We start from the raw sequence: 26250 nt of genomic DNA on the forward strand, positions 1-26250 counted from the left end.
CGGCATGCGCGCTGGGGTGGTACCCGGTGCGCCCTCCCGATGGACGGGGGGAGCGGTCTAGCGTCGGCCCGAGGAGGCGGCCATGGCAGTGGCGGTGCGATGGGTGCCGGCGCTCGTGGTGGGGGCGCTGTGGTGGTGGGCGGTGGTGCGCCTGCTGGCGGCGCCCGAGGAGGCCGGCGTGCTCGAAGGCACGGTGGCGGCGGGCGGCTGGGGCCTGAGCCTCCTGCCCGTCCACGTCACGGGCCCCACGGTCACCAGGGCATCGCGACGCCGCCGTTCGGACGGAGGATCTGACCCGTCATGAACGAGGACGCGTCCGAGGCGAGGTAGAGCACGGTGTGCGCGATGTCCTCGGGCTCGCCCAGCCGTCCGAGCGGGGAGAGCCGGACCATCGTCGACTCGATCTGCCGCTGGTGCTCGGCCGAGTGCCGCTCGGTCATCGGCGTACGGACCCAGCCCGGGGCTATGGCGTTGACGCGGATGGAGTGCGGGCCGAGCTCCGTGGCGAGGGTCTTGGTCAGCTGGATGACGGCCGCCTTCGAGGCGCTGTAGCAGAACAGCCCGGCCCCGGCGGAGTCGACGGCTCCGGACGCCATGGTGACGATGCTGCCGGGCGTACCGTTCTCGATCATCACGCGGGCCGCCTCCTGGCAGGAGTGCAGCACGCCCTTGAAGTTGACCGCGAGCACGCGGTCGAGGTCGGCGTCGTCGGTGTCGAGGACCGTGCTGGAGTGCATGATCCCGGCGACGGCGGCCAGGACGTCGAGCCGGCCCGCGTCCCGGACGGCCGCGCGCAGCCGGGTGTGATCGGTCACGTCGAGCGCGTGGGTGTACGCGGTGCCGCCCGCCCTGGCGATCAGCTCGCGGGTGCGACGGAGGCCCTGCTCGTCGAGGTCGGCGCAGTGCACGACCGCGCCGGCCTGCGCCAGCAGGACGGCACTGGCCCGCCCGATACCGCCGGCGGCGCCGGTCACGAAGGCGGTCCGATCGGTGAGGTCGTACGCCGAGAGGGGCATGCGGGGACGGTACGGCGGGATCTGACGGGGCGTCAACTGGGGGGTCGCAGTGCCCTTGCGGTTCTTCGCGGTCCTTTCGCGGTCCCTTCGCGGTCCTTTCGCGGCCCCTTCGCGGTCCTTTCGCGGCCCCTTCGTGGCCCCTTCGTGGCCCCTTCGCGGCCCCTTCGTGGACCCTTCGCGGTCCCTTCGCGGCCCCTACCCGTCGTGCCGGGCTTCCGGGTCAGTCGCTGTTCCGTCCGGCCTGGGCGGACACCGGCGGGCTGGGCTGGCACCGGGGGCACCAGTAGGTGGGGCGCTCGCTGCCGGAGGGGTCGCGGAGGGTGGTGACGCGCAGGGCGGTACCGCAGCGGGGGCAGGGGCGCCCGCCGCGCCCGTACACGTAGACCTGCCGGGACGTACGCTCCCGGTTCGCCTCCATGATCTTCTTGGCGGCGACGACGACCCGGACGGGGTCGGTGAGGTCGCCCACCGGCAGCCAGGGCACCGCCCGGACGGCGAAGCAGATCTCGGACTTGTAGATGTTGCCGACGCCCGCGAGGTTGCGCTGGTCGAGCAGGGCCTCGCCGAGGGGCCTTGCGGGGTCCCGAAGCAGGTTGCGCAGGGCGAGTTCGGGGTCCCAGTCCGGGCCGAGCAGATCGGGGCCGAGGTGGCCGACGACGCGGTGCTCGTCGCGGGTGCGGAGGAGTTGGAGGACGGCCAGGCGGTAGCCGACCGCCGTACGCTCCTCGGTGCCCAGGATCGCCCGGATCTGGTCGCTCCGGCCGCCCCGCCAGCGTTCCCCGGGCGAGAAGATCCGCCAGGTGCCCTCCATGCGCAGATGCGAGTGGAGGGTGAGGCCGCCCTCGATACGGGTGAGGAGGTGCTTGCCGCGCGGGGTGACGTCCAGGACGGTCCGCCCCGTCAGGTCCACGGTCGCGAGCCGGGGCACCCGCAGATCGGACCGGATCAGCTCACATCCGCCCAGCGCGGCGTCGAGCCGACGGGCGGCCTGCCAGACGGTGTCTCCTTCGGGCATGAAGCCATTGTGCAGGGTGGGTGGGGGTGAGGGCGGGGGTTGGAGTGGGGGTGGGGTGTCTGCGGGGGCGGGGGGGGGTGATGCGTCTGCGGGTCGGTGGGGGTTGGCCGCGCAGTTCCCCGCGCCCCTGGGGGGACGGTGGTGGCGGGGCATGGGTTGGCTGCGGGGCGGTGGGGCTGGTTGCGGAGTTCCTCGCGCCCCTGGGGGTCGGTGACGGTGGGGCATGTGTTCGTCTGCGGGTTCGTGGGGGCTGGTCGCGCAGTTCCCCGCGCCCCTGGGGGTTGTGGCTGAGGCAAGTGTCCGGGTGCGGGGGACCCCCTCAGGGGCGCGGGGAACTGCGCGAGCAACCCAGCACGGTCCGCAGACGACAGCGGGGGCCGCCCGGGCGCAGCCCGGCAAGAAGGGCCGCCTGGCCCGTGGTGGCCGGGGGGGCTGGGGTCGCAGCGCGATGGGTGGGTGCGGGGCTCGCGCGGCCCGCTCTGAGGGGGCGGGGCGCAGCCCGGTGGGTGGGGGGCCGGGATGCAGCCCGGTGAGTGAATGAGGGGCTTGCGTAGCCCGCTGTGAGGGGGCTTGGGCGCACCCCGGTAAGTGGGGTGCGGGGCTCGCGTGGCCCGCCTTGAGGGGGTCGGGGCGCAGCCCCGGGGGAAGCTCACGCCTCAGGCCGCTCCCGCCCCCGGAGGGTTCAGGGAAGGGGCGGGGTGGGGGGTTCAGGGCCGCAGTCGCAACCCCCTCGGCGTGGGAACGAACCCCGCAGACTCCAGCGCCCGCGCCAGCGGCGACGTGAGCGCGGCCTCGGCGTTGACCCGCTCCACCATCACCGTCCCCAGCCGCCCCGCCCGAGCCGCCCCCGCCAGCGACTCCACCGCCGCCAGCAGCGCCGGATCGTCGGGCTCGGACGGCCAGACGAGCAGGGACTTGCCGCCACGCTCCATGTAGAGCGTGAGCTCGCCGTCGACCAGGACCACCATCGACCCCGCCTTGCGGCCCGGCTTGTGCCCGGCCCCCGACGGCGGCTCGGGCCAGGGAAGCGCCGCCCCGTACGCGTTGGCCGGGTCCGCCGCCGCCAGGACCACCCCCCGGGGCGTCGGCCGCGCCTCCGCGCGGTCGCGCGCGGTGGCCGCCGCCCGCAGCCGGTCCACCGCGCCGTCCATCGCGAACTGCGCCGCGCCCAGCCCCTCGACCACATAGCCGCGCCGCGCCTGCCCGCTGTCCTCGAACGCCGCCAGGATCCGGTACGTGGCCGAGAAACCGCCCTCGACCCCCTCGGCCGCGACCGCGCCCCGCGTCACCACGCCGTGGCGGTCGAGGAGCGTGCGGGCCAGGGCGTGCGCCCGGTGCGTGGGGTCCGGCTCGCGGGCGGGCAGCAGGGACCAGCGCCCCGACACCGTCGGCGGCCCGGTGCGCGAGGCGGACCGGGCCGCCGCCGTCAGCGACCCGTACCGCCCGCGTGGCACCGCCCGCTTGGCCCGGTGCGCGGTGGACCCGGCGGTGCGGCCCGACCCCAGCAGCGCCCGCAGCGGCGCCAGGGTGTCGTTGGTGAGCCGCCCCGACCACGCCAGGTCCCATACGGCGTCGGCCAGCTGGGGGTCGCTCGCCTCCGGGTGCGTGGTGGCGCGGACCTGGTCGGCGATCTGGCGGAAGAACAGCCCGTACCCGGGAGCGAGCGCCGTCAGGACCGACTCGTGCAGGGCGGTCAGCTCCAAGGGGTGCGGCGCCGGCAGCAGCAGGGGCGCCGCGTCCGCGAGATATAGGGAGACCCAGCCGTCCTTGCCCGGCAGGGCACCCGCCCCCGCCCACAGGACCTCGCCGGTGGTGGTGAGCTCGTCCAGCATCCCCGGTCCGTAGTCGGAGACCCGGGAGGGCAGCACCAGCTTCTCCAGGGCGGACGCGGGTACGGCGGCGCCCTGCACCTGTTCGACGGCCCGGGCCAGCCCGTCGATCCCGCGCAGGCTGTTGCTCCCCAGGTGCTGCCACTGGGGCAGGAAGGTGGCCAGCGCCGCGGGCGGCACCGGTTCGAGCTCGTGGCGCAGCGCCGCCAGCGAGCGGCGCCGCAGCCTGCGCAGCACCGTCGCGTCGCACCACTCCTGGCCGAGCCCCGCCGGGTGGAACTCGCCCTGCACCACCCGCCCGCTCGCCGCCAGCCGTTGCAGCGCGCCCTCGGTGACGGCCGTGCCGAGGCCGAACCTGGCCGCGGCCGTGGCCGAGGTGAACGGGCCGTGCGTGCGCGCGTACCGCGAGAGGAGGTCGCCGAGGGGGTCCTTGACCGGCTCCATGAACGCCTCGGGCACACCCACCGGCAGCGCCGTGCCCAGCGCGTCGCGCAGCCGCCCGGCGTCCTCGATCGCCGCCCAGTGCTCGGTGCCGCCGAGCCGGACCCGGATGGCGCGGCGGGCGGACGCGAGCTCCTGCGGCCACGGCGCCTCGGCGCCGCGCGCGAGCAGCTCCTCGTCGGTCAGGGGGCCCAGGACCCGCAGCAGGTCGGCGACGCCCTCCACGTCCTTGATCCGGCGGTCCTCGGTGAGCCACTGGAGTTCCTGCTCCAGCTCGGTGAGGACCTCCGCGTCCAGCAGCTCGCGCAGCTCCGCCTGGCCCAGCAGCTCGGCCAGCAGATGGGAGTCGAGCGAGAGGGCGGCGGCCCGCCGCTCGGCCAGCGGCGAGTCGCCCTCGTACAGGAACTGGGCGACGTAGCCGAAGAGCAGGGACCGCGCGAAGGGGGACGGCTCGGGCGTGGTCACCTCGACCAGCCGGACCCGGCGCGCCTCCAGGTCGCCCATCAGCTCGGTCAGACCCGGTACGTCGAAGACGTCCTGGAGGCACTCGCGGACGGCCTCCAGGACGATCGGGAACGAGCCGAACTCGCTCGCCACCTGGAGCAGTTGGGCCGCGCGCTGGCGCTGCTGCCACAGCGGGGTGCGCTTACCGGGGTTGCGGCGCGGGAGCAGCAACGCGCGCGCGGCGCACTCGCGGAAGCGGGCGGCGAACAGTGCGGAGCCGCCGACCTGTTCGGTGACGATCTGCTCGATCTCGCTCTTGTCGAAAACGGCGTCCGCGGCGCCGACCGGCGCCTGCTCGCTGTCGAACGTCGAGTCCAGGTGGCCCGGGTCCTGGTCGAGCAGGTCCAGGCCCATCAGATCGGCGTCGGGCAGCCGCAGCACGATGCCGTCGTCGGCGTGCATCACCTGGGCGTCCATCCCGTACCGCTCGGCCAGGCGGGCGCCGAGGGCCAGCGCCCAGGGGGCGTGCACCTGGGCGCCGAAGGGGGAGTGGATGACGACCCGCCAGTCGCCCAGCTCGTCGCGGAACCGCTCCACGAGGATCGTGCGGTCGTCGGGCACATGGCCGCAGGCGCGGCGCTGCTCGTCGAGGTAGGCGATCACGTTGTCCGCCGCCCAGGCGTCCAGGCCCGCGCTCAGCAGCCGCAGCCGCGCGTCCTCGGCGCTGAGGGAGCCGACCTCGCGCAGGAACGCGCCCAGCGCGCGCCCCAGTTCGAGCGGGCGGCCCAGCTGGTCGCCCTTCCAGAAGGGCAGCCTACCCGGCACGCCGGGGGCGGGGGAGACCAGGACCCGGTCGCGGGTGATGTCCTCGATCCGCCAGGACGTGGTGCCCAGCGTGAACACATCGCCGACGCGCGACTCGTAGACCATCTCCTCGTCGAGCTCTCCTACCCGGCCGCCGCCCTTCTTGGGGTCGGAGCCCGCGAGGAAGACGCCGAAGAGGCCGCGGTCCGGGATGGTGCCGCCGGACGTCACCGCGAGGCGCTGCGCGCCGGGGCGGCCCGTGACCGTCCCCGCCACGCGGTCCCAGACCACGCGCGGGCGCAGCTCGGCGAAGGCGTCCGAGGGATAGCGGCCCGCCAGCATGTCCAGGACGGCCGTGAACGCCGACTCCGGCAGGGCCGCGAAGGACGCCGCCCGGCGGACCAGGGCCAGCAGGTCGTCCGCCTGCCAGCTGTCCAGCGCCGTCATGGCGACCAGTTGCTGCGCCAGCACGTCCAGCGGGTTGGACGGGATCCGCAGCGACTCGATGGCTCCCGAACGCATCCGCTCGGTCACCACCGCCGCCTGGACCAGATCGCCCCGGTACTTGGGGAAGACCACGCCCGTGGAGACCGCGCCCACCTGGTGGCCCGCGCGGCCCACCCGCTGGAGGCCGGAGGCGACCGAGGGCGGCGACTCGACCTGGACGACCAGGTCCACCGCGCCCATGTCGATGCCCAGTTCCAGGCTGGAGGTGGCGACCACGGCGGGCAGCCGGCCCGCTTTGAGGTCCTCCTCGACCAGGGAGCGCTGCTCCTTGGAGACCGAGCCGTGATGGGCGCGCGCGAGGACGGGCGGCGCGCCCTTGGCCGCCCCCGACTGCGCCATGACCTCGGCGGGGGCATGGGCCTCGTCGAGCGGCACGGCGGACTCGCCCGCCTCCAGCGCGGCCGCCGTGGCCCTCTCGTAAGCGATCTCGTTGAGCCGGTTGCACAGCCGCTCGGCCAGGCGCCGGGAGTTGGCGAAGACGATCGTCGAGCGGTGCGCCTGCACCAGGTCGACGATGCGCTCCTCCACATGCGGCCAGATCGACGGCTTCTCCGCGCCCTCGGCGGCGTCGGCCGCCGGTGCGCCGCCCAGCTCTCCCAGGTCCTCCACCGGCACGACCACCGACAGGTCGAACTCCTTGGTGGAGCGCGGCTGGACGATCTCCACCTTGCGCTGCGGCGACAGGAAGCGCGCCACCTCGTCCACCGGACGGACCGTCGCCGAAAGGCCGATACGGCGGGCGGGCCTGGCCAGCAGCTCGTCCAGCCGCTCCAGGGACAGGGCCAGATGGGCTCCGCGCTTGGTGCCCGCCACCGCGTGCACCTCGTCCAGGATCACCGTCTCCACGCCCGTGAGCGCCTCGCGCGCGGAGGAGGTGAGCATCAGGAACAGCGATTCGGGGGTGGTGATCAGAATGTCCGGCGGCCGGGTCGACATGGCGCGGCGCTCGGCGGGCGGGGTGTCGCCCGAACGGATCCCCACCCGCACCTCCGGCTCCGGCAGCCCCAGACGCACCGTCTCCTGGCGGATACCGGTGAGCGGAGAACGCAGATTGCGCTCGACGTCGACCGCGAGCGCCTTCAGCGGCGACACGTACAGCACCCGGCAGCGCTTCTTCGGCTCGGCGGGCGGCGGGGCGGCGGCCAGCCCGTCCAGCGCGGCCAGGAACGCGGCAAGGGTCTTGCCCGATCCCGTCGGCGCGACCACCAGCACGTCCGACCCCTCGGAGATCGCCCGCCAGGCACCTTCCTGAGCGGCGGTGGGCGCGGTGAAGGCCCCCGTGAACCAGCTCCTGGTCGCGGGAGAGAAGGAGTCCAGCGCTGTCCTTGCCATGGTCCCCATCGTGCACCCACCCACTGACAATGGCCCGGAGCTGCGAGAATACGGATATGAACGCGGCCGAGGAGTGGGCACGGCACTGGCGGTACCCGGGGCTGCCGGGCCTCGAACTGCTGCATGCCCGCTACGTCAGCCACTCCTTCTCCCGCCACAGCCACGAGGGCTTCGTCTTCGGCGCGGTGCGCGGCGGGATCGAGGACGTCGTGCTGCCCGGAGAGACCGTACGGGCGCGCCCCGGCACCGTCGTCATGATCAACCCCGAGGTGCCGCACTCGGCCCGCGCCGGCGTCCCCGAGGGCTGGACGTACGCCACGCTCTACCCGTCCTCGCAGCTGATCGCCGACCTCGCCGCCGAGGTCACCACCCTGCGCGGGAGCGTGGGCTTCGCCGAGACCATCGTCGAGGACCCGGACACCTCGCTGCTCATCCACGAGGTGCACCGGGCGGCCGAGCAGGGCAACGCGCTCGCCGCCGACACGGTGTTCCGTATCGCCGTCGCCCGGCTGCTGCGCCGCCACGGACGCTCCCTGCCCGCGCGCACCACCGGATCGGCGGGCACCCGTACGGCCGCGGCCGCCCGCGCCCTCCTGGAGGAGCGCCTCGCCGACCCGCCGTCCCTGGAGCGGCTCGCCCACGACCTCGGGACCAGCCCGTTCGCCCTGCTGCGGGCCTTCAAGGCCGCGTACGGACTGCCCCCGCACACCTGGCTCACCGGTGAGCGCGTGCGGCGCGCCAGGCTGCTCCTGGAGGCGGGGACCGCGCCCGCGGAGGCCGCCGTGACCGTGGGCTTCACCGACCAGCCGCACCTGAACCGCCACTTCACCCGCATCGTGGGCGTGACGCCGGGCGCGTACCGCAGGGAGCGCGCAAGAACGTACAAGAACGCGGGAGCCCCGCCCACGTAACGTCCGGGGCGTGGCAGCAGAACAGTCAGCACTCCCGGACATACGCCCCGAGGACGCGGGTCCCCCGAGCTCCCCCGGCGGGGGCGCACGGCCGGACCCCGCCGTCGCGGGCGAGCACAAGCCCGACTCCGCCGTGGTCAGGGACGCCCTCGGCGTCGGCATCGCCGTCGGGCTCTCCGGCTTCGCCTTCGGCGTGACCTCGGCGGGCTCCGGGCTCACCCTCCTACAGACGTGCGCGCTCAGCCTGCTCGTCTTCACCGGCGCTTCGCAGTTCGCCCTGGTGGGGGCGCTCGCGGCGGGCGGCAACCCCTTCACGGCGGCGGCCGGCGCCTTCTTCCTGGGCGTACGCAACGCCTTCTACGGGCTGCGGCTGTCGCAGCTGCTCGCACTCCCGCGCGCGGTGCGGCCCTTCGCCGCCCAGTGGGTCATCGACGAGACGACCGCCGTGACCCTCGCCCAGCCCACCCGGCGGGCCGCGCGGATCGGGTTCACCGTCACCGGCCTCACGCTCTACGTCCTGTGGAACCTGACGACCCTGGCCGGGGCGATGGGCGCCGAGGCGATCGGCGACACGGACGCGTGGGGCCTGGACGCGGCGAGCCCCGCCGTCTTCCTCGCGCTGCTCGCCCCGATGCTCACCACCGCCACGGAACGCGTCACCGCCGGGCTCGCGGTCCTGCTGGCCCTCGGCTTCCTGCCGGTGCTGCCCGCCGGGGCGCCGGTCCTGGTGGCCGCGCTCGCGGCACCCGTCGTCCTCCTCCTGAAGGGGCGCGCGGACGCCTCGAAGAGCCGCGGGACCGCCCCGGACTCCGCCTCGGCCGACGGGAACTCCACGAAGGGAGCGGGGCGTTGAACATCTGGCTCGCCATCGCCGCCACCGCCGTCAGCTGCTACCTCGTCAAGCTCCTCGGCCTCCTGGTCCCCGCCGGGGCGCTGGAGCGGCCCCTGGTGCGACGGCTCGCCGCGCTGCTCCCGGTCGCCCTGCTGGCCGCCCTCACCGCCCAGCAGACCTTCAGCAGCGGGCACGCCCTGGTCCTCGACGCCAGGGGCGCGGGTCTCGCGGCGGCAGCCGTGGCCCTGATGCTGCGCGCGCCCTTCCTGGTGATCGTCGCCGCCGCCGTCCTGGTGACGGCCGCGGTGCGCGCCCTGGGCGGCTAAGGGCGCCCCGCGGGTCCGTACGCGGGACATCCGCCCGTCCCGTACCGGGCGCGGACGGATGTCCGGACGCCCTGCCTCAGTCGATCGCGCGGCCGTGCGCGCGCAGGGTCCGCAGCGCCTCGATCGTCACGATCGGCCGCCACTCCAGAGCGGTGCCCGGCGCCCACTCGCGCCAGTGGATCGGCCAGCCGCCGTCCTCCCGCTGCTCGGCCGCGAGGTGGTCGAGCGAGCGCGCCATCTCCTCGTCCGTGAACCAGCGCCGGGCCAGGGATTCCGGTACGCGCGCGTAGTCGTGCGGGAAGTGGTGCTCGGCCGGGGCGTATCCGGGGGCGACCGGGAAGTCTTCGAGCCGGTCCGGATCGAGCACCGCGAGCCGCTGCTCGCGCACCAGACGCCCGAGCCGGTCGGCCGCCGCCTCGGCCCGCGCCCGGTCCGGCACCCCGTCCAGGAAGGCGACCGCCGCCTCGATCTCGTACGGATGCGACTTCTCCAGGGCGTCGACGGCCGCCCAGCAGTAGTCCGTGGCCCGGAAGAGCCAGGCGTGCCACACCTGGTTGCGGTGGAGCAGCCCGACCACCGGGCCGGTGGCCAGCAGCTCGCTGGGCGGGTCGTCGACGATCCGCACGAACGGCGCGACGGGGTAGCCGCGCGCCGACGGGTGCAGCGCGGGCAGGGCGCCGTCCCGCGTGGAGACCGCCGTCAGATAGCCGCAGACCCGTTCCGTCCCCCGGCCGCTCACACGGGCGACGGAGTCCAGGACGCGCAGCGCGTGCGCGGTGTGCAGCGGCTGGCTGACGGGGCCGCGCAGATCGGGCTCCAGCGCGTGCCCGTAGCCCCCGTCGTCGTTCTGGTAGGCGGCGAGTGCGGTCTCCACGGGGTCGGCGCCGCCGCCGAGGAAGTGGTGCGCGAACCGCCGCTGCTCCAGCACGCGGGCCGTCAGCCACACGAAGTGCTCGGCTCGGGCGAGCGGTGTGCGGGGCGCGCGGGACGTGCGGACAGTCGCGGGTGATGTTCCGGATCCGGCCATGGTCCGACCGTAGGGCGCCCGGCGCCGCGGTCGAGCCGGACGGCCTCGGCTGCACTCTCAGGGCGGGATACTGGTGGCATGCGGTTGACGATTTTCTGGGAGCGGATGGCCGAGCACTTCGGCGCCGCCTACGCCGACTCCTTCGCGCGCGACCACGTGATCGCCGAGCTCGGCCATCGCACCGTGCACGAGGCGCTCGACGCGGGCTGGGAGACCAGGGACGTCTGGCGGGCCGTGTGCGCCGCCATGGACGTGCCCGCACACAGGCGGTGACGATCCGGGGCTGACGGCCCGCGCTGTCCGGGCCATGGGCGAGACTGGCCGTGTGGCACCCACTGACGAGAGCGACACCCAGACAGACCACCGGGCCGACCGGCCGGCCGGGAACGACCGCGGAGCCGGGGAAGCAGCGGCCGGTTCCGCGTCCGAGCCGCGTTCCGCGGGCGACGGGCGCCCGCCCGAGGCCGGGGGCGCGGGCGACGGCCCGGCCGCCCCCGGCGCGGCGCCGGGCGGCGGGACCGCCGGGCCGCCGCCGCCCGTGCCCGGGACCGGCGGCGCCGTGCGCATGCCCCGGTGGCTGCCGCGCGCCATGGTGCTCGCGCTCGCCCTCTACGCCTGCTTCCAGCTCGGCAACTGGGCGTTCCACCAGCTCATCGGGCTGCTCATCAATGTGCTGATCTCGTTCTTCCTCGCCCTCGCGGTGGAACCGGCCGTGGGGCGGATGTCGGCGCGCGGGATGCGCCGCGGCCTCGCCACCTTCATCGTCTTCTTCGCGGTCTTCCTCGTGACGGCCGGGTTCATCGTGCTGCTCGGCTCGATGCTGGCGGGCCAGATCGTCGACATGGTCGAGCACTTCCCCAAGTACCTCGACTCCGTGATCAGCTGGGTCAACCAGAACTTCCACACCGACCTCTCCCGGGTCGAGGTCCAGGACAGCCTGCTGCACTCGGACTGGCTCCAGAAGTACGTGCAGAACAGCGCCAGCGGTGTGCTCGACGTCTCGGCCACCGTGCTGGGCGGCCTCTTCCGGCTGCTGACGATCTTCCTCTTCTCGTTCTACTTCGCGGCCGACGGGCCCCGGCTGCGGCGCACGGTCTGCTCCATGCTGCCGCCCTCCCGCCAGGCCGAGGTGCTGCGCGCCTGGGAGCTCGCCGTCGACAAGACCGGCGGCTACCTGTACTCGCGCGGTCTGATGGCGCTCATCTCCGGAGTCGCGCACTACGTCCTGCTGCAGATCCTGGGCGTGCCGTACGCCCCGGTGCTCGCGGTCTGGGTGGGTCTGGTCTCCCAGTTCATCCCCACCATCGGCACGTACCTGGCGGGCGCGCTGCCCATGCTGATCGCCTTCACCGTCGACCCCTGGTACGCGGTGTGGGTGCTCGGCTTCGTGGTGATCTACCAGCAGTTCGAGAACTACATGCTCCAGCCCAAGCTCACCGCCAAGACGGTCGACATCCACCCGGCGGTCGCCTTCGGCTCGGTCATCGCGGGTACCGCCCTGATGGGGGCGGTCGGCGCGCTGATCGCGATCCCCGCGGTGGCGACGCTCCAGGCGTTCCTCGGCGCCTATGTGAAGCGGTACGACGTGATGGACGACCCGCGCGTCCACGGCCGGCGCGAGAGGGTCGGGGACTCCGCCCTGGTGCGCGTCCGGCGGGCGCTGCGCCGGGACCGGGCGGAGTAGCCGCCCGCCCGCCCCCGCCGGGGCGTCACCGCGACGCCCGGGCGGGGCCCGCGTGGTGCGCTTGACACCAAAATCGAACATCCATTCATATGGAAGGCGCGGCCCTGGGTTCACTTGGGTTCCGCCGGGTTTCCGGTGGGGGTTATCCACAGGCGGGAGGGACTCCGGGGCCCATTGTCAGTGGCAGGGGTTAGCGTCTTTGACGTGAAGCGATCGACTCAAGCAAACCGGGTGGAACCCATGGCAGGAACCGACCGCGAGAAGGCGCTCGACGCCGCGCTCGCACAGATTGAACGGCAATTCGGCAAGGGCGCGGTGATGCGCCTGGGCGAGCGGCCGAATGAGCCCATCGAGGTCATCCCCACCGGGTCGACCGCGCTCGACGTGGCGCTCGGCGTGGGCGGCCTCCCGCGCGGCCGCGTGGTGGAGGTCTACGGCCCGGAGTCCTCCGGTAAGACGACCCTGACCCTGCACGCGGTGGCCAACGCGCAGAAGGCCGGCGGCCAGGTGGCCTTCGTGGACGCCGAGCACGCCCTGGACCCCGAGTACGCGAAGAAGCTCGGCGTCGACATCGACAACCTGATCCTGTCCCAGCCGGACAACGGCGAGCAGGCTCTGGAGATCGTCGACATGCTGGTGCGCTCGGGCGCGCTCGACCTGATCGTCATCGACTCCGTCGCGGCCCTGGTGCCGCGCGCGGAGATCGAGGGCGAGATGGGCGACTCCCACGTGGGTCTCCAGGCCCGGCTGATGAGCCAGGCGCTCCGGAAGATCACCAGCGCGCTGAACCAGTCCAAGACCACCGCGATCTTCATCAACCAGCTCCGCGAGAAGATCGGTGTGATGTTCGGCTCGCCGGAGACCACCACCGGTGGCCGCGCCCTGAAGTTCTACGCCTCGGTGCGCCTCGACATCCGCCGTATCGAGACCCTGAAGGACGGCACCGACGCGGTCGGCAACCGCACCCGGGTCAAGGTCGTCAAGAACAAGGTCGCGCCCCCCTTCAAGCAGGCCGAGTTCGACATCCTCTACGGCCAGGGCATCAGCCGTGAGGGCGGCCTGATCGACATGGGCGTCGAGCACGGCTTCGTCCGCAAGGCCGGCGCCTGGTACACGTACGAGGGCGACCAGCTCGGTCAGGGCAAGGAGAACGCCCGCAACTTCCTGAAGGACAACCCCGACCTCGCCAACGAGATCGAGAAGAAGATCAAGGAGAAGCTGGGCGTCGGCGTCCGGCCGGAGGAGCCGAAGGCCGAGTCCGGCGCGGACGCGGCCGGTGCGGCCCCGGAGGCGGAGGCGGCATCCGTGCCCGCCCCGGCCACCAAGGCCAAGACGGCCAAGGCCACCGCTGCCAAGAGCTAGACCATGACACGCAGGACCGAATGGGCCGAGCCGGACGGACCGGGCCCCGAAAGGGCCCGGTCCGCGCGGCCGGGCGCGAAGCGGGTCGGCTCCCGACGGGCCGGCCCGGAAGGATTCGGCGACGGCGACGGCGACGGCGCCGGTTCGCCGGGGGCCGAGAGGGACCCGGCGCCGCAGGACCCGGCCGAGCGGGCGCGGGCGATCTGCCTGCGCCTGCTCACCGGGATCCCCCGGACCCGTAAGCAACTGGCCGACGCCCTCAAGAAGCGCGAGATCCCCGACGAGGTCGCCGAGGAGGTCCTCTCCCGCTTCGAGGAGGTGGGGCTGATCAACGACGCGGCGTTCGCGGACGCCTGGGTCGAGTCCCGCCACCACGGGCGCGGCCTGGCCCGCCGGGCGCTCGCCCGGGAGCTGCGCACCAAGGGCGTGGACTCGGCGGTCGTCGACGAGGCCGTCGGACAGCTCGACTCCGACCAGGAGGAGGAGACCGCGCGGGAGCTGGTGGCCCGCAGGCTCCGCTCCACCCGCGGCCTGGACCGCGACCGCCGCATCCGCCGCCTCGCCGGGATGCTGGCCCGCAAGGGCTACCCCGAGGGCATGGCCCTGCGGGTCGTCCGCCAGGCCCTGGAGGCCGAGGGCGAAACGGCGGACGACCTGTACGAGACGTTCTGACAGGGCGAACGGACAGGCCGGATCGGGCGGGGCGTACGGGCGGGGGCGTGCGGACCAGATGTTCCGGCGGCCGTCCAGCGGCGCAGGGACGCCACGTCGGTCTCGGGGACGGCGCCGATCTCGATGGTGACGGCTTCCGTGTAGCCGGGGGCCCGGGGACGCACGGACGCGGCATGCGGATCAGATGTTCCGGCGGTCGTCCAGCGGCGCAGGGACGCCACGTCGGTCTCGGGGACGGCGTCGTCGAGCCCGATGGTGGCGGCCTCCGGGTAGCCGGGGCGTACGGACAGGGCGTGCGGAGCAGACGTTCCGGACGGTCGCGTCGGTGGGGCGTGCCGGCCGGGTGGAGGGTGCCGGGCTGCCGGTCGTAGGCGTTCACCCGTCGACCGGCAGCGGTCCTCACGCGGGCGCCGTCACCGGCAGCCCCTCCGCGCGCCACGCCTGGAATCCGCCCGCCAGGTCCGTCGCCCGGTGCAGCCCCAGCTCGTGCAGGGAGGCGGCCGCGAGGGACGAGGCGTAGCCCTCGTTGCAGATCACCACGATCCGCAGGTCATGGCTCGTGGCCTCCGGGGCGCGATGGCTGCCCAGCGGGTCCAGCCGCCACTCCAGCTCGTTGCGCTCGACCACCAGCGCCCCCGGGACCAGACCGTCGCGCTCCCTCAGCGCCGCGTACCGGATGTCGACCAGGAGCGCCTCGCCCGCAAGCGCGGCGTCGTGCGCCTCCCGCGGCCCCACCCGGTCCAGGCCCTCGCGGACGCGCTCCAGCAACGCGTCGATCCCCACCGGGTGTTCGCTCACTGCCAGTCCTCCGGACGCTCGACGTGCTCCAGCCGCAGCACCGCGCCCGTACGGCTGAAGCGCCGGATCAGGGGCAGCGGCGGATAGTAGGCGTGGACCGAGATCGTGTGCCGGGTCGTCGACTCGTTCCTGACCTCGTGCACATGGTGGGGGCCGAAAGCCCGCCCCTCCCCGGCCTCCACGCTGCGTGAACGGTCGAGGTCCGCGGCGAGTTCCAGCGTCTTCCACCCCTCCGCCGGAAGCCTGGCCGCCAGGGAGTCCTCCCTGAGCGTTCCGGCGGCCGTGGCGAACGCGCCGTGGGAGCCGCCGTGGTCGTGCCAGCCGGTGCCGGTGCCGGGCGGCCAGCCGATCAGCCAGGCCTCGCTCCCGCCGGGCCCCTCCAGCCGGATCCAGGTCCTGCCCTGCGGGTCGAGCGGCAGGGAGGAGACGAGCGAGGCGTCGGCGGCGGTGCGGCGGACGAAGTCGAGCAGGTCCGCCTCGTTCGGCGCGGCCGACGAGGCGGAGGCGGTGGTACCGGGCGCGGAGACACGGGGGCCGGGCGTGGAGGGGTGTGCGGAAGGTGACATGGGGTGCCGTCCTGGGGGAGTTCGCGGGTGCGCGCGTACGCCGGACAGCGGCCCGGCGGCGCGAGGTGCGGGGAGCGAATCAGCGGGACGGACGACACACGCAGCCCGCATAGCGGACGAGGTCCATATGGACCCTCCGCCACAGGCGCACATCGGTGTCGGTCACGTTCCGGAGTACACCATGTGCGCCTGGACGGGTCAATTGATGTCCGCGGTGCGGTCCTCCGCGCGCGCGTGGACGACGGCCCCGCCGCGCACCGCGTCGGCGGCCGTGTACAGCTCGCCCGGCCACACCCCGCCGAACGCCGCGACCAGATGCCCGTCGGGGCGTACGAGCAGTACCGTGTGGGCCGCGGCTCCCGGGTACGCCTCGGCCACCAGCAACTCGGCCTCGGCGGGCAGGGTGTTGACCGCGGCCGTCAGACGCGGCATCACCCCGGCGGTCAGCCAGTGCCGCCGGTCCCAGACACCGGTACCGGGCGCCACCAGCACCACCAGGAGCCGGCCCCGGCCGAGGCGGTCCCGCAGGGCCACCACCGACCCGTCCGGCGCCGTGACCGGGACGTCGTCGACGGGCGCGCCCACCTCCGTGCCGACCGGTGTGTGCGCCTCGGCGGGTGGGGGTGCGAGGGGGGAGTGCGGGTAGGAGGGGGGCGCGCCGAGCGGGCCGCGCCCCAAGTGGCCGTCGGCGAGGAGCGTGTCGTGGCCGCGCGCGGCGCCCGGGAGGTACGCGCGCAACCCTCCGCCGCCGCGCAGCACCTGCATCGCCTGGTCGGCGGCGCGCAGCCGGGCGGCGACACTCGCGCGCCGCTCCGTCTGGTAGCTGTCGAGCAGTACTTCGGAGGCACCGTGGTGCCAGGCCTGCGCCAGCTTCCAGGCCAGGTTGGAGACGTCCCGCAGCCCCTCGTCGAGGCCCTGGATGCCCACGGCGCCCAGCAGATGGGCGGCGTCCCCGGCGAGGAACGCGCGCCGCACCCGCCAGCGCCGGGCGAGACGGTGGTGCAGCGTGTACACACCGGTGTCCAGCAGCTCGTACGGGGGAGTCGTGCCGCACCACCCGGCCAGGGTGTCGCGCAGCCGGCCCATCAGCGCGTCCGGGGTGACCAGTTCGGAGCGGTCGGGCAGCAGCCAGTCGACGCGCCAGGCCCCCTCCGGCAGCGGTCGGGCGGTGACCTCCTCGCCCGCCGAGCGCCACGGGGGCAGCCGGTGCAGCACCGCCTCGCCGGGCCAGGGGAGTTCGGTGCGCAGGGCCACGACGGCCTGGCGCTCCACCGCCGTACGCCCGGCGAAGCGGACGTCGAGGAGCTTGCGCACGGTGGAGCGCGCGCCGTCGCAGCCCACCAGGTAGCTGCCGCGCCACCAGGTGGCTTCCGGGCCATTGGTGTGGGCGGCGACGCCGTCGTCGTCCTGCTCCAGGGCGTCCAGACGGCCCGCGGGCGCCAGCCGGACGAGCCGGGAGACGGCCGCCGCGTCCCGCAGGGCGCGGGTGAGGGCGTGCTGGGGCAGATGGACCGGGGAGGGGCCGCCGTCGGGGCCGTCGGGGCCCTCGGGGTCGTCGCCGAAGGAGACCTGGCGTTGCAGGGTGGCGCGCCGCATGCCCCGCCAGCCCGTCCAGCGGGCCCCCTCGTCGCGTACCGCGGCGCAGCCCAGCCGTTCCACGAAGGCGGCCGTGTCGGGCCGCAGGACGGCCGTACGGACCGGGCGGGGCTCCTCCCCGCCCGTCTGCTCGTCCAGGACGACGGAGGGGACCTTCTGGGCGGCGAGGGAGAGGGCGAGCGCGAGTCCGACCGGACCGGCGCCGACGACGATCACCGGGTCCACGGCGTGGCTCCCTGGGCCCGGCGGGACGACTGGCAGGTGGCGCTGAGGACCCGGTGCACGATCACAGAACGTATGCAACCCACTGCGGGTGCTTGCGTCAAGTGACGGAGGCAGTGACGCGAGCGCCACTGCCTCATACATCGTCAGATTGTCGTATCGTCGCGCCGGTCGGGTGCTTCGTCGCCGGTTCCCGCGACCGCGCCGACCGGATCGGCGGCGGCCAGCGGCGCGGCCGCCCCGGCCACCGGGATGCCGGTCTTGGCACGCCGGCCGCGCCGCTCGATCCAGGTGGCGAGCCCGGAGAGGGCCAGGCACATCGCCACGTAGATGACGCCGATGACGACGATCGTCGACACGTACGGGTACTGGCCGTTGACCTGCGTGTTGCTCGCGATCAGACGGGCCGTCTGGAGCAGCTCGGGGTACAGGATGATGAAGCCGAGCGAGGTGTCCTTCAGGGTCACCACCAGCTGGCTGATGATCGTCGGCAGCATCGCCCGGACCGCCTGCGGCATGAGCACGCTGGTCATGACCTGGGTCTTGCTCATACCGAGCGCGTACGCCGCCTCGCGCTGGCCCCGGGGTACGGAGTTGACGCCCGCGCGCAGCACCTCGGCCTGGACGCAGCCGTTGTAGATCGACAGGCCGAGCGCCAGCGCCCACATCGAGTAGTCGGTGAGGAAACCGACCCAGACGGCGTAGATGGTGATCAGGAGCGGGATCGACCGGAACAGCTCGACGAAGCCGGTCGCGGCCCAGCGGACCGGCTTGTGGTCGGAGAGGCGCGCGACCGCGAGCAGTACGCCGAGGACCAGCGAGCCGACCGCCGCGAGGCCGAAGGCCTTCAGGGTGGCGACGACGCCGTCGGCGATGTTCTGCCGGATGCCCGAGTAGTTGAAGATGTCCCACATCTCGGGGGCGAGATGGCCCTTGTCCGACAGCCGCACGATGCTCAGGGCGAGCAGCGCGAGGATGGCGAGCGAGCCGAGGACGGCGTAGATCCGGTTGCGTACGACGGCCTTGGGGCCCGGGGCGTCGTAGAGAACGCTGGCGCTCATCGGGCGACCTCCATACGGCTCTCCAGCAGACGGAAGACGCCGCTGATGAAGAAGGTGACGACCAGGTAGCCCAGGGCGACCCAGACGAAGACGGGGACGATGTCGTAGCCCTGGTCGCTCATCAGCTTCTGCCAGCCGAAGAGCTCGGTGACGCTGAAGGCGCCGGCGATCGCCGAGTTCTTGGTGAGGGCGATGAAGATCGAGCTCAGCGGCGGGATCACGGTCCGGGTGGCCTGCGGCAGCACGATCAGGCGGAGGGTCTGGGTGAACGACATCCCGATCGAGCGCGCGGCCTCGGCCTGGCCCAGCGGGACGGTGTTGATGCCGGACCTGACCGTCTCGCAGACGAAGGAGGCGGTGTAGAAGCCGAGGGCGAGCGAGCCCAGCAGGAAGGGGCTCATCCCGGGGAAGAAGATCTCCGGGACGACGAAGAAGAAGACGAGGAAGAGCAGGGTCAGCGGGGTGTTGCGCAGCAGCGTCACCCAGGCGGTGCCGAAGAAGCGCAGCGGCGGCACCGGCGAGACCCGGAATCCGGCCAGCAGCAGCCCGAGGACCAGGGCGATGACCGAACTGACGGCGGTGATCTCCACGGTTCCTATGAAGCCGTCACGGAATTCCGAGAAGTTGTCGAGCAGTACGTTCATGAGGTCTCCGCGTCGGCGGGCGGCTGGCGGGCAGGGCCGGGAGCGCCCTCCACGCGCGCGTGGAGGGCGGCTCGGCCGGCGGGGTCGGCGGCGGCGCGGTCAACCGCGCCGACTCGGTGTCACCCGGACGGGTGGCACCGGATCAGTAGCGCTGGACGGCCGGCGGCTCGACGTAGCCGGCGCCGGACAGGCCGAGCGTCGCCTCGTAGATCTTCTTGTAGGTGCCGTCCTTGACGTGCTTCTCGATCGCGTCGTTGACGAAGTCGCGCAGCGCCTTGTCGTCCTTGTTCATGCCGACGCCGTACGGCTCCTGCGTGAAGGGGTGGCCGGCGACCTTGAGCTTGCCGGAGTTGGCGGCGGCGTAGCCCTTGAGGATCGAGTCGTCGGTGGTCACCGCGTCGACCTGCTTGGTCAGCAGCTGCTGGACGCAGTCCGAGTACTTGGCCAGCTCGACGACCTTGGCGCCGTACTCGGGCTTCTTGATCTCCTGGAGCGGCGTGGAGCCGACGATCGAGCAGACCTTCTTGCCCTTGACCGTGCTCTTGTCGGTGATCGCCGTCTCGTCCTTGCGGACCAGCAGGTCGGCGCCGGCCTTGTAGTACGGGCCCGCGAAGCCGACGAGCTTCTTGCGCTTGTCGTTGATCGTGTAGGTGCCCACGTAGTAGTCGACCTGGCCCTTGGAGATGGCCGTCTCACGGACGCCGGAGTCGACGGTCTTCCACTCGATCTGGTCCTTGCCGAAGCCCAGGTCGGCGGCGATCATCTTGGCGAGCTCGATGTCGAAGCCGGAGCGCTCGTTGGTCGCCTGGTCCTGGAAGCCCAGGTAGGGCTGGTCTGCCTTGGCGCCGATGATCAGCTTGCCGCGGGCCTTGGCGGACTTGAACGTCGGGGAGTCGAGGGCGACGTCCTTGGCGACGGTGTACGTGGGCAGCTGCGGGGCGCCCGACTGGCCGGGCTTGGCGGCCTGCTTGTCGCCCGCGGAACCCGACTTGCCGCCACAGGCGGTCGCGGTCAGCGCGAGCACGGCGATCGCCGCGAAGGCGGCGGACTGGCGGAGCTTCATGTGAACATCCCTCGTATCGCTTGAATCGCTCAGATGGGGGCCGTCGGCCCGTCGGGGAGGAGCGGCGCGTGCGGCCGCTCCGGGTCCTCGGCAGCCTCAGTGGTGAAGGATCTTCGACAGGAAGTCCTTGGCCCGGTCGCTGCGCGGGTTGCTGAAGAACTGCTCGGGCACGGCCTCTTCGACGATCCTGCCGTCGGCCATGAAGACGACGCGGTTGGCGGCGGAGCGGGCGAAGCCCATCTCGTGGGTGACGACGACCATCGTCATGCCGTCGCGCGCCAGCTGCTGCATGACCTCCAGGACCTCGTTGATCATCTCCGGGTCGAGCGCGGAGGTGGGCTCGTCGAAGAGCATGACCTTCGGGTCCATCGCCAACGCGCGCGCGATGGCGACACGTTGCTGCTGTCCGCCGGACAGCTGCGCCGGGTACTTGTCGGCCTGGGTGCCCACGCCGACCCGGTCGAGCAGGGCGCGGCCCTTCTCCTCGGCCTGCTTCTTGTCCGTGCCGCGGACCTTGGTCTGGCCCAGCATGACGTTCTCGAGCACGGTCTTGTGCGCGAAGAGGTTGAACGACTGGAAGACCATGCCGACGTCGGCGCGGAGCCGGGCCAGTTCGCGGCCCTCCTGGGGCAGCGGCTTCCCGTCGATGGTGATCGACCCGGAGTCGATGGTCTCCAGGCGGTTGATCGTGCGGCACAGCGTGGACTTCCCGGACCCCGACGGTCCGATCACGACCACGACCTCGCCGCGCGCGATCGTCAGGTCGATGTCCTGGAGCACGTGCAGCGCGCCGAAGTGCTTGTTGACGCCGCTCAGCACGACCAGGTCGCCCGACGCGGGTGCCGCGTCCTGGACGTCCTTGGTCACTGATACTCCGCTCATCGGCTTCCAGCTCCGCTCTTCCTCGGTTGGGGAGGAACGTAGTGCGCCGCTACGACCAGCGTCATTACATCTGAGCGAGAATTGAGCATCACGATCCGGTAGCGGGGTGGCACTCTCCGTGAAGGGGGCGCGCCGCGCAATACCGGCTCCGTAACGGATACCGCGCTCCGGTGGGTGCCCCCTTGACGCACACCCGCGGCATGGGCGTGGATGCGGGAGTACATGCCTGGCGACGACTACGGAAGGGGGACGATGAGACTGCTGCTCGTCGAGGACGACGACCACGTCGCCGCGGCCCTGTCCGCCGTGCTCGCCAGGCACGGCTTCGCCGTCGTGCACGCGCGCAACGGCGAGGAGGCGCTGCGGGCGCTGCTGCCCGACGACCGCGCCCCCAAGGAGCCCTTCGCCGTCGTGCTGCTCGACCTCGGGCTGCCCGACCAGGACGGCTACGAGGTCTGCGGGAAGATCCGCAAGCGCACCGCCACGCCGGTGATCATGGTCACCGCGCGCGCGGACGTGCGCTCGCGCATCCACGGCCTCAACCTCGGCGCCGACGACTACGTGGTCAAGCCCTACGACACCGGCGAGCTGCTGGCGCGCATCCACGCCGTCAGCCGCCGCACCACCGCGGGCGAGGACAGCGGGGCCGTCCCGGCGGTCGCCCTGCGGCTGGGGCCCGTGGAGATCGAACTGCCCACCCGGCGCGTCAGCGTCGACGGCGAGAGCGTCCAGCTCACCCGCAAGGAGTTCGATCTCCTCGCGCTGCTCGCCCAGCGGCCCGGAGTGGTCTTCCGGCGCGAGCAGATCATCAGCGAGGTGTGGCGGACCAGTTGGGAGGGCACCGGGCGCACCCTGGAAGTACACGTCGCCTCGCTCCGCTCCAAGCTGCGGATGCCCGCCCTGATCGAGACCGTGCGCGGCGTCGGATACCGGCTCGTCGCCCCGGCCGCGCTGTAAGGCCCGACACCCCAGGTGCGTACGCGACTCCTGCCGCTGCTGATCTTCCTGCTCGCCCTCGTCCTGGTGGCGCTGGGCTTCCCGCTCGCGATCAGCGTGGCCTCCGCCCAGCAGCAGAAGGTCGTCGTCGACCGGATCGACGACACCGCGCGCTTCGCCGCGCTCGCCCAGTTCGTCACCGCCGTCGACGACAAGGACACCAGCAGCAGGGAGCGCCTGGCCACCCTGGAGAAGGAACTGGCCCGCTACCACGAGCTGTACGGGATCCGCGCGGGCGTCTTCTTCCGCAACGGCGCCGCCATGGCGAGCGCCCCCGAGGGCTGGGGCGTGCCGGACGAGGGCAAGGGCCAAGACGCCTTCCAGGAGGCGCTGGCGGGCCGCAGGAGCCACGATCCGCCCCAGGTGTGGCCGTGGCAGCTCGGACGGCTCGTGGTGGCCTCCCCGGTGGTGCGCGAGGGCGACGTGATCGCCGTGGTGGTCACCGACTCGCCCACGGGACACATGCGTTCGGCGGTGCTGCGCGGCTGGCTGCTGATCGCGGCCGGCGAGGTGGCGGCGATGCTGCTCGCGGTCGGCGCGGCCTTCCGGCTCACCAGCTGGGTGCTGCGGCCCGTACGCGTCCTGGACGCGGCCACCCACGACATCGCGACCGGGCGCATGAAGTCGCGGGTCGCGGTCGCCGGCGGTCCCCCGGAACTGCGGAGGCTGGCCCGTTCGTTCAACGAGATGGCCGACAACGTCGAGGACGTGCTGGACCAGCAGCGCGCCTTCGTCGCCGACGCCTCCCACCAGTTGCGCAACCCGCTCTCCGCGCTGCTGCTGCGCATCGAGCTCCTCGCCCTCGAACTGCCCGAGGGGAACGAGGAGATCGCCTCGGTGCGCGCCGAGGGCAAGCGCCTGGCCCAGGTCCTCGACGACCTGCTGGGCCTGGCCCTGGCCGAGCACGCCGAGGCGGACCTGCGGCTCACCGACATCGGCGCGCTGGCGGGCGAGCGGGTGGCGGCCTGGCGTCCGCTCGCCGAGGACAAGGGCGTGCGGCTCACCGAGCGGCGGGCCGCCGTCACCGCCTGGGCGGACCCGGTGGCGCTCTCCAGCGCCCTGGACGCCGTCATCGACAACGCGCTGAAGTTCACCCCCGCGGGTGAGGAGGTCACGGTCTCCGTCGCCGCCGACGGGGACCACTCGAAGATCACCGTGACCGACCGCGGACCCGGTCTGACCGACGACGAACTGAGCCGGGTCGGGGACCGCTTCTGGCGCGCGGGCCGGCACCAGAACGTCAAGGGCTCGGGCCTGGGCCTGTCCATCTCGCGGACCCTGCTGGCGGCGGGCGGCGGCACCATCACGTACGCCCACCACGCCCCGCACGGCCTGCGGGTGACGCTCAGGGTGCCGCGCACCTCACCGACGGGCTGAGAGCCTGTGGGGGCGGTCCGGGCCCGCGGCCCGGTTCAGGGCTTGGTCGACAGGTAGTAGCGCCGGGCGCCGTCGTGCAGCGGCAGCGGTTCGGTGTAGATCGCGGTGCGCAGGTCCACCAGCTGCGCGGCGTGCACCTCGCGCCCGATGGCGTCCCGGCTGCGGATCACCGTGTGGGTGAACTCCTCGGTCAGGCCCGGGTCCGTACGGTCCGTGGTGACCAGCAGGTTCGCCACGGCGATCGTCGGCACGGCGGCGCCCCGCTGCGCCTGCGGATAGGCGTCGGCGGGCATGGTCGCCGCCCGGTAGAAGCCGGTGAGGCCGTCCGCGGCGTGCAGCGCGGGGACCAGGTCGCCCAGCGGGACGAGACGGATCTGGTCCTGCTGGGACAGCCGCAGCACCGCGGTGGTGGGCAGGCCGCCCGACCAGAAGAACGCGTCGATCTTCCCGGCCCGCAGCAGCTCCGGCATGGTGTCGATGCCCGCCGACACCGGGGTGATGTCATGCGCCGGATCCAGCTTGGCGGCGGTCATCAGCCGCTCCGCGAGCAGCCGCACCCCCGACCCGGGCTGCCCTATGCCGACGCGCTTGGAACGCAGGTCGGCCGTGGTGCGCACCGGGGAGTCGCGGTCCACCACGAGCTGGACGTAGTCGTCGTAGAGCCGGGCGCAGCCGCGCAGCCGGCCGGCGCCCGTGGAGCCGTCGCGGAGGTACTTGGCCACCGCGTCGGCGGTCGCGATGGTGAAGTCCGCCTGGCCGGTGGCCACCCGCTTGAGGTTCTGCTGCGAGCCCTCGCTGGTCTGGAGCCGGACGTCCACCTCGGGCAGGTCGTCGGCGAGCGCCCGCTCCAGCAGCTCGCCGTACCGCTGGTAGACCCCGGTCCGCACACCGGTACTGAACGTGATCGTCCCCGAGGGCGGCGAGCCCCCCACCGAGAGCAGCCACCACAGCAGCAGCCCGAACGCGACCAGGGCCGCGACCGCCCCCTGGAGGGCACGGCGGCGGCTGACACGGGGGAGGGCCTGGAGCATGGCGCGATCCTGCCAGCTCACTCCCCGTGATGGCCAGGCCCGGGGTCGGGGAAGGCGGGACGGCCTGTCGGTGCGACCTCGTACCCTGGTGTACGAGATGAGCGAGGTAGAGGGTTTGAAAACGTACGAGGTGCGCACCTACGGGTGCCAGATGAACGTGCACGACTCCGAGCGGCTGTCCGGCCTCCTGGAGGGCGCGGGGTACGTACGCGCGCCCGAGGGCAGCGACGGAGACGCGGACGTCGTCGTCTTCAACACCTGCGCGGTGCGCGAGAACGCCGACAACAAGCTGTACGGCAATCTCGGCCGCCTCGCCCCGATGAAGACGAAGCGGCCCGGGATGCAGATCGCCGTCGGCGGCTGTCTGGCCCAGAAGGACCGCGACACCATCGTCGCGCGGGCCCCCTGGGTGGACGTCGTGTTCGGCACGCACAACATCGGCAAGCTGCCGGTGCTGCTCGAGCGCGCCCGCGTCCAGGAAGAGGCGCAGGTCGAGATCGCCGAGTCGCTGGAGGCGTTCCCCTCGACCCTGCCCACCCGGCGCGAGTCCGCCTACGCGGCGTGGGTCTCCATCTCCGTGGGCTGCAACAACACCTGCACCTTCTGCATCGTCCCCGCGCTGCGCGGCAAGGAGAAGGACCGCCGGCCCGGTGACATCCTCGCCGAGGTCGAGGCGCTGGTCGCCGAGGGCGTCTCCGAGATCACCCTGCTCGGCCAGAACGTCAACGCGTACGGCTCGGACATCGGCGACCGCGAGGCCTTCTCCAAGCTGCTGCGCGCCTGCGGGAGGATCGAGGGCCTGGAGCGGGTCCGCTTCACCTCGCCCCACCCGCGCGACTTCACCGACGACGTCATCGCCGCGATGGCCGAGACGCCGAACGTGATGCCGCAGCTGCACATGCCGCTCCAGTCCGGCTCGGACACCATCCTGAAGGCGATGCGCCGCTCGTACCGCCAGGAGCGCTTCCTCGGGATCATCGAGAAGGTCCGCGCCGCCATCCCGCACGCGGCCATCTCCACCGACATCATCGTGGGCTTCCCCGGCGAGACCGAGGAGGACTTCGAGCAGACCATGCACGCGGTCCGCGAGGCCCGCTTCGCGAACGCCTTCACCTTCCAGTACTCCAAGCGCCCCGGCACCCCCGCGGCGACCATGGAGGGGCAGATCCCCAAGGAGGTCGTGCAGGCGCGCTACGAGCGCCTGGTCGCCCTCCAGGAGGAGATCTCCTGGGAGGAGAACAAGAAGCAGGTCGGCCGCACCCTGGAGGTCATGGTCGCCGAGGGCGAGGGCCGCAAGGACGGCAGCACCCACCGCCTGTCCGGGCGCGCCCCCGACAACCGCCTGGTGCACTTCACCAAGCCGGAGCAGGACGTGCGGCCCGGCGACGTGGTGACCGTGGAGATCACCTACGCGGCCCCGCACCACCTGCTGGCGGAGGGCCCCACCACCGCGGTGCGCCGCACCCGCGCGGGCGACGCCTGGGAGAAGCGCAACGCGGCCCCGGCCCAGCCCGCCGGGGTGCTGCTCGGCCTGCCGAAGATCGGCGTCCCCGAGCCGCTGCCGGCCGCGACGGGCGGGTGCAGCGTCGTCTGACGCGTCTCCACGCGCGTGTGGGGCGGCGTTCGTCTCCGGCCGGGGCCGGAGGCGGGCGGTCCCTCCACGCACGCGGGAGGTCCCCGCAGGCGCGCGTGGAAGGACTGCGGGCGGCCTAGGCGGCGAGGTCGCGGGCCTCGGTCCGCCCACGCGCGCGTGGACGGGCTTTCGGGGACGGGCGGTCCGCCGCGCTCGGGGCCGGTTCATCGTCGCCCAGT

Annotated in this window: 24 protein-coding genes; 11 read left to right on the forward strand and 13 right to left on the reverse strand. The window is 73.2% G+C overall.

Annotation, left to right across the window (positions count from 1 at the left end; genetic code table 11):
* Positions 1-88 precede the first annotated feature (88 nt).
* Positions 89-304 (forward strand): hypothetical protein, encoded by a 216-nt coding sequence (locus ABZ404_RS35515; protein ID WP_358837087.1) that lies wholly within the window; start codon positions 89-91, stop codon positions 302-304.
* Here ABZ404_RS35515 and ABZ404_RS35520 read toward each other — a convergent pair.
* From ABZ404_RS35520 to ABZ404_RS35530, 3 genes are all read right to left on the reverse strand, one after another.
* Positions 252-1016, reverse strand: coding sequence for an SDR family NAD(P)-dependent oxidoreductase (locus ABZ404_RS35520; protein ID WP_358837082.1), 765 nt, complete (start codon positions 1014-1016; stop codon positions 252-254). The genes ABZ404_RS35515 and ABZ404_RS35520 overlap by 53 nt on opposite strands.
* 220 nt (positions 1017-1236) lie before the next feature.
* The gene (locus ABZ404_RS35525; RefSeq protein WP_358837081.1) at positions 1237-2031 is read right to left on the reverse strand and encodes a DNA-formamidopyrimidine glycosylase family protein; all 795 of its coding nucleotides are present in this window, start codon (positions 2029-2031) and stop codon (positions 1237-1239) included.
* Positions 2032-2738: 707 nt separating this feature from the next.
* Positions 2739-7388, reverse strand: a complete 4650-nt coding sequence (locus tag ABZ404_RS35530) for an ATP-dependent helicase (RefSeq protein ID WP_358991318.1) — start codon at positions 7386-7388, stop codon at positions 2739-2741.
* 56 nt (positions 7389-7444) lie between these two features.
* Here ABZ404_RS35530 and ABZ404_RS35535 point away from each other — a divergent pair, with 56 nt between their 5' ends.
* Genes ABZ404_RS35535 through ABZ404_RS35545 form a run of 3 tightly spaced genes read left to right on the forward strand, consistent with a single transcriptional unit; the run spans position 7445 to position 9457 of the window.
* On the forward strand, positions 7445-8299 hold the full coding sequence (locus ABZ404_RS35535) for an AraC family transcriptional regulator (protein WP_358834143.1): 855 nt from the start codon (positions 7445-7447) through the stop codon (positions 8297-8299).
* Between the two features lie 10 nt (positions 8300-8309).
* Positions 8310-9152, forward strand: a complete 843-nt coding sequence (locus ABZ404_RS35540; protein WP_358834142.1) for an AzlC family ABC transporter permease — start codon at positions 8310-8312, stop codon at positions 9150-9152.
* Positions 9149-9457: an AzlD domain-containing protein gene (locus ABZ404_RS35545; RefSeq protein ID WP_358834141.1), complete on the forward strand. Its 309-nt coding sequence runs from the start codon at positions 9149-9151 to the stop codon at positions 9455-9457. The genes ABZ404_RS35540 and ABZ404_RS35545 overlap by 4 nt, the downstream gene beginning before the upstream one ends.
* Positions 9458-9533: 76 nt before the next feature.
* Here ABZ404_RS35545 and ABZ404_RS35550 read toward each other — a convergent pair whose 3' ends face one another.
* Positions 9534-10484: a hypothetical protein gene (locus tag ABZ404_RS35550; RefSeq protein WP_358834140.1), complete on the reverse strand. Its 951-nt coding sequence runs from the start codon at positions 10482-10484 to the stop codon at positions 9534-9536.
* Between the two features lie 78 nt (positions 10485-10562).
* On the opposite strand from ABZ404_RS35550, the gene ABZ404_RS35555 reads away from it, so the two are divergent.
* The 4 genes from ABZ404_RS35555 to recX all read left to right on the forward strand — a co-directional run bounded on the left by ABZ404_RS35555 (position 10563) and on the right by recX (position 14202).
* Positions 10563-10757 carry a DUF3046 domain-containing protein gene (locus ABZ404_RS35555; protein ID WP_358834139.1) on the forward strand — a complete coding sequence of 65 codons (195 nt, stop codon included), beginning with the start codon at positions 10563-10565 and terminating at the stop codon, positions 10755-10757.
* 292 nt (positions 10758-11049) lie between these two features.
* Positions 11050-12168 (forward strand): AI-2E family transporter, encoded by a 1119-nt coding sequence (locus ABZ404_RS35560; RefSeq protein WP_358834146.1) that lies wholly within the window; start codon positions 11050-11052, stop codon positions 12166-12168.
* Between the two features lie 240 nt (positions 12169-12408).
* Positions 12409-13530 (forward strand): recombinase RecA, encoded by a 1122-nt coding sequence (recA, locus tag ABZ404_RS35565; protein ID WP_358834138.1) that lies wholly within the window; start codon positions 12409-12411, stop codon positions 13528-13530.
* Between the two features lie 3 nt (positions 13531-13533).
* Positions 13534-14202, forward strand: coding sequence for a recombination regulator RecX (gene recX / locus ABZ404_RS35570; RefSeq protein ID WP_358834137.1), 669 nt, complete (start codon positions 13534-13536; stop codon positions 14200-14202).
* A 399-nt stretch (positions 14203-14601) separates the two neighbouring features.
* Here recX and ABZ404_RS35575 read toward each other — a convergent pair whose 3' ends face one another.
* From ABZ404_RS35575 to ABZ404_RS35610, 8 genes are all read right to left on the reverse strand, one after another.
* Positions 14602-15006 carry a rhodanese-like domain-containing protein gene (locus ABZ404_RS35575; RefSeq protein ID WP_358834145.1) on the reverse strand — a complete coding sequence of 135 codons (405 nt, stop codon included), beginning with the start codon at positions 15004-15006 and terminating at the stop codon, positions 14602-14604.
* Positions 14997-15566 carry a cysteine dioxygenase gene (locus ABZ404_RS35580; RefSeq protein WP_358834136.1) on the reverse strand — a complete coding sequence of 190 codons (570 nt, stop codon included), beginning with the start codon at positions 15564-15566 and terminating at the stop codon, positions 14997-14999. The genes ABZ404_RS35575 and ABZ404_RS35580 overlap by 10 nt, the downstream gene beginning before the upstream one ends.
* A gap of 79 nt (positions 15567-15645) precedes the next feature.
* Positions 15646-15858, reverse strand: coding sequence for a putative leader peptide (locus ABZ404_RS35585; protein ID WP_358991321.1), 213 nt, complete (start codon positions 15856-15858; stop codon positions 15646-15648).
* A complete protein-coding gene (locus ABZ404_RS35590) occupies positions 15765-17387 on the reverse strand; it encodes an FAD-dependent monooxygenase (RefSeq protein WP_358834135.1) in 1623 nt (540 codons plus the stop codon). The genes ABZ404_RS35585 and ABZ404_RS35590 overlap by 94 nt, the downstream gene beginning before the upstream one ends.
* Before the next feature lie 143 nt (positions 17388-17530).
* Complete coding sequence (locus ABZ404_RS35595) at positions 17531-18445, reverse strand: amino acid ABC transporter permease (protein WP_358834134.1); 915 nt, start codon at positions 18443-18445, stop codon at positions 17531-17533.
* Entirely contained in the window at positions 18442-19089 is a 648-nt protein-coding gene (locus tag ABZ404_RS35600; RefSeq protein WP_358834133.1) for an amino acid ABC transporter permease, read from the reverse strand. The genes ABZ404_RS35595 and ABZ404_RS35600 overlap by 4 nt, the downstream gene beginning before the upstream one ends.
* 142 nt (positions 19090-19231) lie before the next feature.
* A complete protein-coding gene (locus ABZ404_RS35605; RefSeq protein ID WP_358834132.1) occupies positions 19232-20152 on the reverse strand; it encodes a glutamate ABC transporter substrate-binding protein in 921 nt (306 codons plus the stop codon).
* Positions 20153-20248: 96 nt separating this feature from the next.
* Entirely contained in the window at positions 20249-21034 is a 786-nt protein-coding gene (locus tag ABZ404_RS35610; protein ID WP_358834131.1) for an amino acid ABC transporter ATP-binding protein, read from the reverse strand.
* Positions 21035-21286: 252 nt separating this feature from the next.
* Here ABZ404_RS35610 and ABZ404_RS35615 point away from each other — a divergent pair, with 252 nt between their 5' ends.
* Together ABZ404_RS35615 and ABZ404_RS35620 are read left to right on the forward strand one after the other, a co-directional pair.
* Positions 21287-21991 (forward strand): response regulator transcription factor, encoded by a 705-nt coding sequence (locus ABZ404_RS35615; protein ID WP_358834130.1) that lies wholly within the window; start codon positions 21287-21289, stop codon positions 21989-21991.
* Between the two features lie 15 nt (positions 21992-22006).
* Positions 22007-23407, forward strand: coding sequence for a HAMP domain-containing sensor histidine kinase (locus tag ABZ404_RS35620; RefSeq protein WP_358834129.1), 1401 nt, complete (start codon positions 22007-22009; stop codon positions 23405-23407).
* Positions 23408-23442: 35 nt separating this feature from the next.
* Here ABZ404_RS35620 and ABZ404_RS35625 read toward each other — a convergent pair whose 3' ends face one another.
* On the reverse strand, positions 23443-24438 hold the full coding sequence (locus ABZ404_RS35625) for a TAXI family TRAP transporter solute-binding subunit (protein ID WP_358834128.1): 996 nt from the start codon (positions 24436-24438) through the stop codon (positions 23443-23445).
* Between the two features lie 97 nt (positions 24439-24535).
* On the opposite strand from ABZ404_RS35625, the gene miaB reads away from it, so the two are divergent.
* A complete protein-coding gene (miaB, locus tag ABZ404_RS35630) occupies positions 24536-26032 on the forward strand; it encodes a tRNA (N6-isopentenyl adenosine(37)-C2)-methylthiotransferase MiaB (RefSeq protein WP_358834127.1) in 1497 nt (498 codons plus the stop codon).
* Positions 26033-26250: the final 218 nt, after the last annotated feature.

Origin of the sequence: Streptomyces sp. NPDC005878 (assembly GCF_040629815.1) — a bacterium.
Lineage (GTDB): Bacteria > Actinomycetota > Actinomycetes > Streptomycetales > Streptomycetaceae > Streptomyces.